This is a genomic window from Nocardia sp. NPDC049220 (assembly GCF_040647855.1).
Taxonomy (GTDB): domain Bacteria; phylum Actinomycetota; class Actinomycetes; order Mycobacteriales; family Mycobacteriaceae; genus Nocardia.
Map to the genome: position 1 here is coordinate 236,898 of NZ_JBEZDA010000004.1, position 12,233 is coordinate 249,130.

Annotated in this window: 11 protein-coding genes; 7 read left to right on the top strand and 4 right to left on the bottom strand. The window is 66.8% G+C overall.

Going from position 1 to position 12,233, the window contains the following annotated elements:
* Positions 1-167: 167 nt before the first annotated feature.
* On the bottom strand, positions 168-1,187 hold the full coding sequence (locus tag AB0C34_RS14950) for an oligopeptide/dipeptide ABC transporter ATP-binding protein (RefSeq protein WP_357071938.1): 1,020 nt from the start codon (positions 1,185-1,187) through the stop codon (positions 168-170).
* Entirely contained in the window at positions 1,168-2,169 is a 1,002-nt protein-coding gene (locus AB0C34_RS14955) for an ABC transporter ATP-binding protein (protein ID WP_357071941.1), read from the bottom strand. Before AB0C34_RS14955 ends, AB0C34_RS14950 begins: the two co-directional genes overlap by 20 nt.
* 244 nt (positions 2,170-2,413) lie before the next feature.
* Here AB0C34_RS14955 and AB0C34_RS14960 point away from each other — a divergent pair, with 244 nt between their 5' ends.
* Genes AB0C34_RS14960 through AB0C34_RS14990 form a run of 7 tightly spaced genes read left to right on the top strand, consistent with a single transcriptional unit; the run spans position 2,414 to position 10,083 of the window.
* On the top strand, positions 2,414-3,622 hold the full coding sequence (locus AB0C34_RS14960; RefSeq protein WP_357071944.1) for a membrane dipeptidase: 1,209 nt from the start codon (positions 2,414-2,416) through the stop codon (positions 3,620-3,622).
* Positions 3,623-5,206: an ABC transporter substrate-binding protein gene (locus AB0C34_RS14965; protein WP_357071947.1), complete on the top strand. Its 1,584-nt coding sequence runs from the start codon at positions 3,623-3,625 to the stop codon at positions 5,204-5,206. It begins immediately after the preceding gene.
* Between the two features lie 5 nt (positions 5,207-5,211).
* Positions 5,212-6,177 (top strand): ABC transporter permease, encoded by a 966-nt coding sequence (locus AB0C34_RS14970; RefSeq protein ID WP_357071950.1) that lies wholly within the window; start codon positions 5,212-5,214, stop codon positions 6,175-6,177.
* Positions 6,174-7,064 carry an ABC transporter permease gene (locus AB0C34_RS14975; protein WP_357071953.1) on the top strand — a complete coding sequence of 297 codons (891 nt, stop codon included), beginning with the start codon at positions 6,174-6,176 and terminating at the stop codon, positions 7,062-7,064. Before AB0C34_RS14970 ends, AB0C34_RS14975 begins: the two co-directional genes overlap by 4 nt.
* A 3-nt stretch (positions 7,065-7,067) precedes the next feature.
* Entirely contained in the window at positions 7,068-8,234 is a 1,167-nt protein-coding gene (locus tag AB0C34_RS14980; protein ID WP_357071956.1) for a Xaa-Pro peptidase family protein, read from the top strand.
* 24 nt (positions 8,235-8,258) lie between these two features.
* Positions 8,259-9,101: an alpha/beta hydrolase gene (locus AB0C34_RS14985; RefSeq protein WP_357071959.1), complete on the top strand. Its 843-nt coding sequence runs from the start codon at positions 8,259-8,261 to the stop codon at positions 9,099-9,101.
* On the top strand, positions 9,094-10,083 hold the full coding sequence (locus AB0C34_RS14990; protein WP_357071962.1) for an Lrp/AsnC family transcriptional regulator: 990 nt from the start codon (positions 9,094-9,096) through the stop codon (positions 10,081-10,083). The genes AB0C34_RS14985 and AB0C34_RS14990 overlap by 8 nt, the downstream gene beginning before the upstream one ends.
* A 347-nt stretch (positions 10,084-10,430) precedes the next feature.
* Here the strand turns inward: AB0C34_RS14990 and AB0C34_RS14995 are convergent, their stop codons facing one another.
* Both AB0C34_RS14995 and AB0C34_RS15000 read right to left on the bottom strand, forming a co-directional pair.
* Positions 10,431-11,240 (bottom strand): ABC transporter ATP-binding protein, encoded by an 810-nt coding sequence (locus AB0C34_RS14995; protein ID WP_357071965.1) that lies wholly within the window; start codon positions 11,238-11,240, stop codon positions 10,431-10,433.
* Positions 11,237-12,193 (bottom strand): ABC transporter substrate-binding protein, encoded by a 957-nt coding sequence (locus AB0C34_RS15000; protein WP_357071968.1) that lies wholly within the window; start codon positions 12,191-12,193, stop codon positions 11,237-11,239. Before AB0C34_RS15000 ends, AB0C34_RS14995 begins: the two co-directional genes overlap by 4 nt.
* Positions 12,194-12,233: the final 40 nt, after the last annotated feature.

Genomic DNA, 12,233 nt, shown 5'->3' on the forward strand with positions numbered 1-12,233 from the left:
CTCCGGAAGTAACGGCTCGACCAGAACCCACAACTCGTCCGGCCCGCCCCGTCGACGGCGCCGAGTACGTCGAGTTCGTGCTGGTAGCGTTCCTGCGGCGCGGAAGTAGTCATGGCTGACCCATATTGCGTTGCGGGTCGTCACCTGACGATCGGCGGTCGTCCGACCTATGTCGGCGGTACCGCCGAGGCCGATATCTCCTCGGCGAAGTGGCAGGCTACGGTCCGGTCCAGGCCGGAGTCGATCGGGCGCGGCACCGGCTGTTCCTCGGCGCACCGCTGCTGGGCGAATCTACAGCGGGTGTGGAACCGGCAGCCGGTGGGCGGATTGGTCGGGCTGGGCGGATCACCGGCGAGCATGATCCGGTCGGCCAACCGACGTCGGCTACGGTCCACCACCGGTGCGGCCGACAGCAACGCCTGGGTGTACGGGTGGGCTGGATCCTCGTACACCATGGTGGTGTCGCCGATCTCGGCGAGCCGGCCCAGGTACATCACCGCGGTCCGGTCCGCTACGTGCCGGACCACCGACAGGTCATGCGCGATGAACAGCAACGCGATGCCCATCCGCCGTTGCAGGTCGCGTAGCAAGTTGACCACCTGCGCCTGGACCGACATGTCCAGCGCGGAGACCGGCTCGTCGCAGACCAGCACTTCGGGATCCAGGGCGAGTGCCCGGGCGATGCCGATCCGCTGGCGTTGCCCGCCGGAGAACTGGTGCGGATAGCGGTGCATCAGCTCGGGCGCCAGATTGACCAGGCTGAGCAATTCGGCGACCTTGTCCCGGCGGGCCGCGCCGCCGGACACCCGCTTGTGCACCACCAGCGGTTCGGAGATCAGGTCGAGCACACTCATCCGGGGATCCAGTGAGGTGTACGGGTCCTGGAAGACCATCTGCACCTGCCGGCGCAGCAGCCGCCGGTCGCGACCCCGGACCCGGGTGACGTCCCTACCGTGGATCTCGATGCTGCCGGAGTCCGGCCGTTCTAGACCGACCAGCATCCGGGCCAGCGTGGACTTGCCGCAGCCGGATTCGCCGACGATGCCCAACGACTCACCAGCGTGCAGCCGCAGGGTCACCCCGTCCACCGCGCTGACCCGGGACCGGCGCAGACCGGACCGGCCGGTGTTGTACGTCTTGTGCAGGTCTCGGGCGTCGAGCACGAGGTCACCCGGTGACGGCGGCATGGCGGACCTCCTCGGTTCGGTGACAAGCCACAGTACGGCCGCCGGAGACGACGGTCAGCTCGGGACGTTCGGTCCGGCAGCGCTCGATGACCATCGCGCACCGAGGATGGAATGGGCAGCCGGCCGGTTGATGTGCCGGGCTGGGTGGGCTGCCCGGGATGGCGTACAGGTCCTTGCCATGGTGTTCGACCTGGGGCACCGAGCGCAGCAGCGCCTCGGTGTAGGGGTGGGCCGGTCGGCTCAGCAGATCGTCGGCGCCGCCCGCCTCCACCACCCGGCCGGCGTACATCACCATCACCCGGTCGGCGACCTCGGAGACCACGCCGAGATCGTGGGTGATCAGCAGGACCGCCATGTTCAGCTCACTGCGCAGCTTGTTCAGCAGGTCCAGGATCTGGGCCTGGACGGTCACGTCGAGTGCGGTGGTCGGCTCGTCGGCGATGACCAGTTCGGGGCGGAGTGCGATCGCCATCGCGATCAGGATGCGTTGGCGCATGCCGCCGGAGAACTGATGCGGGTAGTCGTCGACCCGGCTCGCCGGGGCGGGAATTCCGACCTCACCGAGCAACTCGATAACAGCCGACCGGGCCTGCCGGCGGGAGGCATCCCGGTGTTCGCGGAACAGCTCGCCGAGCTGGTCCCCGATGGAGAGCACCGGATTCAGCGCGGAGAGCGCATCCTGGAAGACCATGCTCATCCGATTGCCCCGGATCTCCCGGCGTTGCCGGTCGGTCAAGGCGAGCAGATCGGTATCGCCGAGCTGGATCCGGTCGGCGGTGACCGTGGCGTTGCGGGCGGAGAGTCCCATCATCGCCCGGGCGGCGGCCGACTTGCCCGAGCCGGATTCTCCGAGTAGCCCCACCAGTTCACCTGGGGCAACATCGAGGTCGACGCCGACGACCGCCGGTACCGGCCCACGCCGAGTGCCGAAAGTGACCGAAAGGCCGCGTATATGCAACGCGGAGTCGGGGGGGTCACCCATGTGTTTCCTCCCGGTAAATAATTCGGACGATTCTGCCCGTAGATCACTCCACTAGCACCCTTGGTGCCGATTTCTCTTTTGCATCTTGACTTCTGTACCGGATTATTGCAAGCCTTGCATGCGTCACCCCGCTGCTGGTAAGACCGGCGGCGGCGACAACATTGCGACATCACCGGGTGCCCGAATGGATGACACCAAGAAACACCACATGTTGACGTCGCGCTACCGCCGACAGGGAGCGTCAATGCTTGAGAGCGCAAAGCTATACACCGGCTACACCGCGTACGACTATCTGGAACCGGGCAAGGACTACAAGGTCTTCAAGTACGCCGAACAGATCAGCCGGGTGCCCGCCTACCAAGGCCTGGAGCTTTCGGACAGCCAGCGGGAGCGAACCGTTCGGCTACTCACCGACGAGATCGTGATCTCCCTGCACGACCATGTCCAGATTTTCCCGGAGGACATGGGCCTACTCCGCGAACACATCCGGCAAGGCCGGGAACCAACCGGTTACAAGGGCCTGGCCCGTTCCGGCATGACCGCGGTCTTCGACAACGGAATGGACGGCACCTGCTGCATCTCCAGCGACGCCGGCTGGAAATACCAGGACGTGCTCTTCGATCTCGGCGTTCGGATGGCCGACCTGGCCCATCAGGACTACGTCATCAAGGCGGAGTCGCTCAAGGACATCCACTACGCGCATGAGACCGGCCGGCTCGCCCACGTCTTCGCGCTGGAGGCGGCCACCCCGATCGAGAACGAGGTGGACCGGCTCGACGTGCTGTACGGCTTCGGCGTACGGCAGATCGGCATCGCCTACTCCGAGGCCAACTACCTCGGCAGCGGGCTCAAGGAGCGGGGCGACGGCGGCCTGACCTACTTCGGCGAGCGGGCCGTGGAACGGATGAACAAGCTCGGCTTCGCCATCGACATCTCGCACTCCGGCGACCGCACCGCGCTGGACGTCATCAACTACTCCAAGAAGCCGGTCATGATCACCCACTGCGGTTCCCGTGAGGTGTGGCCGACCAACCGGATGAAGCCGGACGCCCTGATCAAAGCGTGTGCCGAGCGCGGCGGCGTGATCGGGATCGAGGCGGCACCGCACACCACCCTGTCCGCAGCGCACCCGAGCCACTCGCTCGAGTCGGTGATGGACCACTTCACGCACCTCGTCGACAAGATCGGCATCGACCACGTGACGTTCGGTCCGGACACCCTCTTCGGTGACCACGTCGGTCTGCACGACGCGTTCTCCAGCAACCTGTCCATCGCTCAGGCACACGGTCACGTCGACCACCCGAAGGTGGAGTACGTCGACGGCCTGGAGAACCCGGCCGAATGCTTCTACAACATCATCGGATGGCTGGTCAGCCACGGCTACTCCGACGACGAGATCCGCAAGGTCGTCGGCGGCAACACCCTCCGTGTCCTCGAGGAGGTCTGGGTCTAAATGCGTGTTCGTTCTCCCCTCGTCGCGGTCGCCGCCCTCGTCGTGGCGTCCGCGGTCGGCGCCTGCGGCCCGTCCGCGCCGTCGAACTCGGCCAGCGGCAGCGACGCCGTACTCACCATCGCGACCACCACCGATGTGGTCAACTTCAACCCGTTGGTCGGCAACAGCCGGACCGACAACTGGATCACCAGCCTGATGTATCCGCGGCTGCTCACCATCGACGCCAACGGCGCCAAGCAGCCGTACCTGGCCAAGTCGTTCGGTTACACCGACCCGACCACCGGGTTCTACGAACTGCGCGACGACATGAAGTGGAGCGACGGCAAGCCGGTCACCGCCAGCGACGTCGCCTACACCATCAACGCCATCCTGAAGGACAAGCCGGCCGGCAACACCACCTACGGCCAACTGGTCAACGTCGACTCCGCCTCGGCGCCGTCGCCCACCCGGGTCGAGTTGACGCTCAAGACCGCAGACTCGACCGTGGTCAGCGAGGCCGGGTTCTGGATGAACGTGGTCCCGCAGCACGTCTTCGAGCCAGCGGGAAGCGTCGCCACGTTCGCCAACAACAGCAACTGGGTCAGCGCCGGTCCGTACAAGTTGACCAGCTTCGCCAAAGGGCAGAGCTACACCTTGGATCGGGTCACCCCGTACCCGTTGGCGCCGAACAACACCCCCACGGTGTCGAAGATCGTGTACCGGGTCTACCCCGATATCAACACCGAGATCCTCGCGCTGAAGAACGGCGACGTGGACCTGATCGCCAACACGCTACCGCCGGCACAGGTGAAGAACCTGCAGGCAGCCAGCGGGATCAAAGTCGAGGAGGTGCCAGGCTTGGGGTACGCGCACATGGCGTACAACATGACCCGCAAGCCGCTGGACAACCTCCAGGTACGGCAGGCCCTGGCCCACGCGGTGGACTACAACGCGATCCGTTCGGTGGTGCTGCAGGGTCAGGCGGTCAGCACCGGCTCCAGCCCGATCCCGCCGGTGCTCAAGAACTTCGCCGACCCGTCATCGCAGGAGTACAGCTTCGACCCCGACCTATCGAAACAACTGCTCGCCGAGGCCGGCTACGGACCTGGCAAGCCCCTCTCACTGACAATGATCTACTCCTTGCAGGACGCGGTCACCTCCCAGTGGGCGACCATGGTCAAGGACGACTCGGCCAAGGCCGGCATCACCATCAACCTGCAGGGCATGGATCGCAACACGTACCTGGCCAAGACAGCAGCGGGTGACTACGACATCTATGCGGGCAACTTCGCCATCATGGATGACCCGACCACCAACATGGCGCTGACCTTCCTGCCCGAGGGCGCGATCAACTACTCGAAGACCGACGACCCGGAGCTGAGCGCATTGATCACCAAAGCGCAGACGACCACCGACCAGGCTGAGCAGAAGCAGTTGGTCCAGCAGGGCGCGAAGCTGGTGCACGACAACGTCTACGACAACGTCATGTACATGCAGAACCTCTACTGCGCGCACAGCGACAAGTGGTCCGGGTTCGTGATCAAGCCCAGCGAACTGCTCTCCCTCGTGGATCCGCAGTCGCTGGCCAACGTGACGAAGAGCTGACGCCGATGCCCCAGGTTGTCCGATTCGCGGTGCGCAGGCTAGGCAGGGGAGTACTGACCCTGTGGTTCGCGGCCACGGTCACCTTCCTGCTGCTCCGGCTGCTGCCGGGTGACCCCGCGCTGGCGGTGGCCAGCCCGAATATGACGCCGCAGGCCCGCCAGATCTTGCTGCAGCAGTACGGTTTGGACCAGCCGCTGCTCGCCCAGTACGGCAAGTATCTGTGGCAGTTGCTGCATGGCAACCTGGGGATCTCGTTCACTCAGCAGATCTCGGTCACGGATGTGCTCATGGGGCGCCTGCCGTGGACCCTGCTGTTGACCATCACGTCACTGCTGGTGACGGTCGCCGTCGGCGTCCCGCTCGGGGTGCTGGCGGCGACCCGCCCGCACGGCGTGCTGGACCGACTGGTCCAGGTCGGCGGGGTAACCGGCCAGTCGCTGTTCGTCCCGAGCGTGGGCATCTTCCTACTCTTCATGTTCGGGCTCCAGTTTCACTGGTTACCCATCGGTGGCGCCTACAGTCCCGGGGTCTACGGCGCGGCGTGGTACGGCGACGTGCTCGAACACCTGATCCTGCCCTGTTTCAGCTTGGTTCTGGTGCAGCTCGGCTCGTACGTGCTGACCCTGCGCTCCACCCTGATCGGCTCGCTCGGCGAGGACTACTGCGTACTGGCCCGGGCCAAGGGCCTGCCCAACCGGAAAGTGGTCTGGAAACACGGGCTGCGCAACGCGCTGCTGCCCACCACCACACTGGTCGGGCTGCAACTGGGCTTCTTGGTCGGCGGTGCGGTGCTGACCGAGACCGTCTTCGCCTACCCGGGGATCGGCCGGGGCATCTACGAGGCGGTCACCCAGCTCGACTTCCCGGTTCTCCAAGGCGCGTTCGTGCTGCTCGCCGCCGCCGTGGTGGTCGCCAACGTGCTGACCGACCTGGCGTACGGCCTGCTCGACCCGAGAGTGAGGACCGCATGACCGCCACCGGTGTTACCGCCGAGCCGCTGGAGACATTGGCCACCGACCAGGTATCCGCCGCCCAGGCCACCTGGTCGGCCTTCCGGCGCAACCCGATCGGCCTGATCGCGGTCGGGATCCTGGCCCTGCTGCTGATCATCGGCGTCTGCGCGCCACTGATCGCGGCCTTCCCGTCCGGGTACGGCGACCAGGTCCTACACCCGCCGTCGGGCGCACACTGGTTCGGCACGGACAACCTCGGCCGGGACATCTTCGCCGAGGTGGTGTGGGGGACCAGGATCAGCATCGTGGTCGCCGCACTGTCCTCCGCGCTGGCGATCATGCTCGGCGTGCTGATCGCGGTGCTCGGCGCCTATTTCCCGAAAGCCGACACACTGATCGGCACCGTGGTCGACCTCTGCTTGTCACTGCCCGTGCTGCCGCTGATGATCCTGGTCGCGGCGCTGGCCGGGCCGAGCCTGGTCACCGTCGTGCTGGTCATCGCGTTCTTCTCCTGGCCAGAGGTGACCAGGGTGGTCCGCTCCCAGGCGTTGTCGGAGGTCCGGCAGCCCTACATGGACGCAGCCCGGCTCACCGGCGGTTCGTCCGTCTGGATCATCCGTAAGCATCTGCTGCCCGCGGTCGCCCCAGTGATCGTGGTCTCCGTGGTATTGACCGCCTCCCGGGCCGTTCTCTCCGCCGCCGGCCTGGCCTTCCTCGGTCTCGGCGACCCGAACAGCTGGTCGTGGGGACGGATCCTCTACGAGGCGCAGCAGTCCGGGGCGATGTCCAGCGCCTGGTGGACCACTCTGTTCCCGTCGCTGGCCATGCTCGCCCTGGTGGTGTCGGCGACCTTGATTTCGATCGCGTACAACGACGCCCGCAATCCTCGTACCCGGGAGGACTAGTCCATGCTGGACACTCAACGGCTGCCCACCACCTTCTACACCACCCTGCAAGACGACCTCCGTGGCGAACTGACCCAGTTGGGCTTGGACGCGATACTCGCCGACGATCCGTCGGATGTCGCCTACGTGACCGGGTTCTTCCACCACCCCGGCGAGCGGCCGGTGGCGGTGTTGCTCCCGGTCGACGGGACCACCCGGCTGCTGCTGCCCGAGTTGGAGCGTGAGCACGCCGAGGCGCAGCGCACCGTGGCCGAGCTGGTCGCCTACCCGGAGTTCCCCGGGCTTCGCCCACCGTTCACCTACCTCGATCAGGTGGCTGGCCGGATCGGCTACGCGGGCAGCATGAGTGTGGACCGGTTGGCCGAGGTGACCGCGGCCTTCCCGGACGCCACCCTGATTCGTACCGACCTGCTCACCCGGACCCGGCTACGCAAGCGGCCGGCGGAGATCGCATTGCATACCGAGGCGGCCCGGATCACCGACCTGATGCTGGCCGCCGGTCGTACCCTGATCGAGGACGCGCTGGCCGCCGGCGGTGACCTACCCAGCGAGGCCGAACTGGCCGGCTACATCACCGGGGTCGGCACGCACACGATGTACGCCGAGCACGCCGACGTGGTGGTGGTCTCGCCGCTGGCCGGCGGGTTGGTGTATGCCGGGCCGAACAGCGCCCGCCCGCACGCGCTACCGTCGGGTTACCGGCTGCGCCCTGGCGACGTCTTCATGCTCTCCCTCGGCTGCGCGGTCGGCGGCCGGTTCGTCGAGGGGGAGCGCACCTTCATCCTCGGCGAGCCCACCGCCGAACAACGCCGCTACTACGAGGCGGTAAGGCAGGCCCAACAGATCGGCGGCGAGGCGCTGCGCCCAGGCGTGCCCTGCGCCCAGGCGAACAAGGAGTGCCTGGACGTGATCCGGGCCGCCGGGCTGGCCGAATATCTGCGCCACCGGCAGGGCCACGGCATCGGCCTGGGCATGCATGAGCCACCGTGGCTCTCCGATGGCGACGACACCCCGCTGGCCGTCGGCATGATCGTCTCCAATGAGCCAGGCATCTATGTGCCGGGCCACGGCGGCTACCGCATCTCCGACTCGATGCTGATCACGGAGGACGGCGCCCGACCGTTCACCGCGTACCCCCGCTCTCTCGACGACGTCGTCGTCGCGCTCTAGGTGCTCTAGGAAGAAGGAAGTTCTGTGCGGCTCACCATCAACGGCAACGAACTCGAGGTCGAGGTCTTCGGCCCGGATGACGCCCCGGTCATGATCACCCATCACGGTGCGCCCGGTCTCGGTTCGCGGTCCGAACCGCGAGCCACGTTCAGCCCGTTCGCGGACACCTTCCGAGTGATCACTTTCGACGCCCGCGGATCCGGCGTCAGCGAGGGGCGACCACCGTTCAGCCATGAGCAGTGGGTGGCCGACGTGGACGCGCTGCGCGAATGGGCCGGGGTGGAGCGGTTCGTCATGGCCGGCGGCTCGTACGGCGGGTTCATCTCGATGGAGTACGCGATCCGTCACCCGGAGCGGGTGCGTGCGCTCGTGCTGCGGGACACCTCGGCCGACCACGAGAACGACAAGGCGGCCCGGCACAACGCCGAGACCTCCACGCGGGTCACCATCGACCTGGCCAAACTCGACCGGATCAACACCGGGCAGACCCGCGACGACGAGGACCTGCGCGACTGCTGGCGGGAGATTCTGCCGCTCTATGACCACGTGTACGACCCGGCAAAGGTGGCCGAGCGAGTCGAGACAACGCCGTACCGCTATCAGACGCACAACTATGCGTTCTCGGTCAACATGCCGAACTACGACATCAAGCCGCTGCTGTCCCGAATCACCTGCCCGACCCTGGTCACCGTCGGCCGGGATGACTGGATCACGCCGGTGGCGAGCAGCGAGATCATCGCATCCCTGATTCCGGACGCTAGGCTCGTCGTGTTCGAAAAGTCCGGGCACTCACCGCAGATCGAGGAGGCAGAGCAGTGGAGACAGGTGGTGCGGGACTTCCTCCACGAGGTGGGCGCCGATGACTAGTACCGACCACCTGGGCGACCTCGATCGGCGGATCATCGCCGCGTTGCAGGGCGACGGTCGAGCCAGCTGGACGGAGATCGCGGAACTGTCCGGCAGCTCGGTCGCGACCGTGGCTCGCCGCGGCCAGCAGTTGCTGCGCGACGGGGTGGTCCGGGTCGCGGTGGTTCCCAGCACCCACCACGCCGGGGCGGATCTGTTCGTACTCCGGATCACCTGCGCGCCGGGCACCCAGATGGAGGTGCTGACCGAGCTGGTCCAGCACACCAATCTGCGCTTCCTCGGCCTGGTGACCGGCACGTACGACATCCTGGCCGAGCTGAATCTGCCTCGCGAGGAGTCGCTGCAGGCGCGGATCGTCGATGGGATCCTGGCCATAAAGGGCGTGCTGCGTTGCGACACCGACCTGACCTTGCACGTGTACAAGGTGGCGCACGACTGGAGCCGGCAATTGCTCAGCGACGTCCCGCCGGAGCAGGTGGCGGAGGCGCACCAGTGCGATCCCAGCCACTTCGACTCGGCGGACCGTCAGATTGTCGAGCTGATGCGCGAGGACGGCCGGTCCAGCTTCCGGACCGTGGCTGCCGAGGTGGGGCTCAACGAGAGCACCGTCCGCCGACGGTTCGAGACGCTCCTGAGCCGCGGCTGCATCCTGGTAACCACGCTGGTCCCGGCCTCCGCGCTGGGATTCGAGTCGGAGATCATCCTCAGCATCACGGTCTCCCCCCCGTTCCTCGACTCGGTGGCGCGCACCCTCTCCCGCTACCGGGGGGTGCGGTACGTCGCCGCGATGCTGAGCAGCAACGCGTTGATGTGCGAGCTGATCCTGCCGAGCACGCAGGATCTGTTCGATTTCACCACCAACACGCTCGGCCGGCTGGAAGGGGTGCAGGGCTGGACCGCGAGTGTGGTGCTGCTCGTCCTCCGCCGTGGGTTCGTCGAGACGCCCTGGTGGAGGGCGAGTCTCGAGAGCGCGCAATGGTGAGCGACGGCGCGCCCGCGACCAACTTCTTCTGGACACGGGCCAGACGCAGTCCGACCGACCGCGGCTAACGCAATTCCCCGATACCTCAGCAAGACTCGCATCACCGCATCACCGCATCACCGCATCACCGCATCACCGACGGGCGGCTCTTCGGTCAGACTGGTCCAGGCGTAGGCGTCGTGCTCGGTCAGCTCAACTGGCTCGGGATCCGCCACGTCGACAGTGACGTTCACTGACACATACTCCAGCGCCCGAGCCTGCGACTCTCACCGCGCGAACCGGGCAGCGATCGCCGACATCCACCAATCCAACTCGTCCACACCAAGATCCGACACCACATCACAGATTCAGCCCGAAACGCCGAGCGCGTCGGAAATGGCGTCGTGGAGATCCCGGTATCTCGGGGTGAACCTCAGCTCGCGGGTATCGCGCGGGCGCTCGAGTGTGACCGAGAATTCCCGGTGCACACGCCCGGGTGCCGGGCTCATGACGACGACCCGGTCGGCGAGGAGAAGAGCTTCGTCGACATCGTGAGTCACGAAGATCACCGTTGTTCGCAAGGTCTCCCACAGTCGCAGAAACTCGGCACCGATGCGCCGCCGGGTCAACGCATCGAGGGGACCGAACGGCTCATCCATGAGGAACAGGACGGGATCTGCGGCGAGTGTCCGCGCGAGGGCGACGCGTTTGCGCATGCCGCCGGACAGCTGCTGCGGCAGGTAGCCGGCGAACTCGGCGAGACCCACCTGGTCGAGCAGGTCGCGAATCCGCGCGTCCTGCTCGGCTCGGCGGCCACCGGCGACCTGGAGCGGGAACCGCACGTTCTCGTAGACGGTCCGCCACGGCAACAGCGCGTCGTTCTGGAACACCATTCCGACCCCTGGCGGCGGCCCGACGACGGGCCGCCCACCGATCGACGCCCCACCCGTCGCCGGCTCGACCAGCCCGGCGACCGCCTTCAGCAGCGTCGATTTGCCACATCCGCTGGGGCCGACGAGAGCGACGAACTCGCCGGCGTCGACGGTGAGATCCGCTACATCGAGCGCGAGATGGCGACCGTTGCGGGTGCGGTAGGCGACGCGCAGATCGCGCACGGCGACGTCGGCGGACCGAGACGGTAGCGCGGCGCGGGAGTCGTACGGACGGACCATGGTCATCGGTGTCCCACGAGGCTGAAGTCGAAGGAGTCGGAGAACGACGGGATCTTGTCCCGCTGCGTCTGTCCGACCTGAACCAGCACTTCGGTGGTGTCCTGGTAGAGGCCCTCGTCGATGGTGAGCTCGGCGGGCGCCTGATCCAGCGTCGCCTGCAGCACCGCCGTCAGCGCCTGTGGGCTCAGGGCGGGTGCCTGCTTCCGCGCGGTGGCCAGCGTGCCCGTCGGGTCCGACTGTGCCCGGTCCCGGGTGGCCCGCACCGCCGTCAGGAACGCCTGCATTGTGGGCTTGTGCCTGTCCACCCACGACGACCTGGCGATCACGGTCAGGGCGATGAAACGGAACGACGGCTTCCACGTCACGGTGAACTCGCCAGATTGGACCATAGTCGTGAGCAGCGGATCGCTGACCATTCCGGCGGCGGCGCCACCCTTCTCGACCGTGGCCTGCATGGTCGCCCCGGTACCTGCGGCCACCACGTGCAGTCCTTTGTATGGGATGCCCGCCTCGGCCGCCGCGCGCTGGAGTTCGGTGTCCGACAGACTTCCCGGCGCGGTGACGGCGACCGACTTTCCCGCGAGGTCGGCGACCCGCGCTACCGGCGCAGAGGCGGGGCTGACCAGGGAGTACGGCGGATTTTCGCTGACCACCGCGTAGCCCTTGACGTCGAGCCCCTTGGCGCGGTTGTTCACGATGTGGTCAGCGGAGCCGACGAAGGCGTCGATACTCCCGCCGGCGAGTGCCTGGACGGCGCTGGAGCCGCTGTCGAAGCACACCTGCTGCGCCTGAACCCCGTCTGGCAAACCCCCTTCGTCGATGGTGAGTGCGGCCAGGCCGATGCCGCCGCAGACGATGCCGACCCGGATGTTCGGCGTGTCGGAAGCGGTGGAGCAGCCGGCGGCGAGCACGGCGGTGAGGGTGAGCGTGGCGATCCATCGCCACGGCTTGATGCTCATTGGTTGTTCCTTCGTTCTACGCGGAAAGTCTTTCGAAAGT

Bases quoted from the DNA above. Each gene is read 5' to 3' on its own strand.
- AB0C34_RS14980 (WP_357071956.1), top strand. From the start codon at position 7,068: ATGCTGGACACTCAACGGCTGCCCACCACCTTCTACACCACCCTGCAA.
- AB0C34_RS14990 (WP_357071962.1), top strand. From the start codon at position 9,094: ATGACTAGTACCGACCACCTGGGCGACCTCGATCGGCGGATCATCGCC.
- AB0C34_RS14970 (WP_357071950.1), top strand. From the start codon at position 5,212: ATGCCCCAGGTTGTCCGATTCGCGGTGCGCAGGCTAGGCAGGGGAGTA.
- AB0C34_RS15000 (WP_357071968.1), bottom strand. From the start codon at position 12,193: ATGAGCATCAAGCCGTGGCGATGGATCGCCACGCTCACCCTCACCGCC.
- AB0C34_RS14960 (WP_357071944.1), top strand. From the start codon at position 2,414: ATGCTTGAGAGCGCAAAGCTATACACCGGCTACACCGCGTACGACTAT.
- AB0C34_RS14955 (WP_357071941.1), bottom strand. From the start codon at position 2,169: ATGGGTGACCCCCCCGACTCCGCGTTGCATATACGCGGCCTTTCGGTC.
- AB0C34_RS14965 (WP_357071947.1), top strand. From the start codon at position 3,623: ATGCGTGTTCGTTCTCCCCTCGTCGCGGTCGCCGCCCTCGTCGTGGCG.
- AB0C34_RS14950 (WP_357071938.1), bottom strand. From the start codon at position 1,187: ATGCCGCCGTCACCGGGTGACCTCGTGCTCGACGCCCGAGACCTGCAC.
- AB0C34_RS14995 (WP_357071965.1), bottom strand. From the start codon at position 11,240: ATGACCATGGTCCGTCCGTACGACTCCCGCGCCGCGCTACCGTCTCGG.
- AB0C34_RS14975 (WP_357071953.1), top strand. From the start codon at position 6,174: ATGACCGCCACCGGTGTTACCGCCGAGCCGCTGGAGACATTGGCCACC.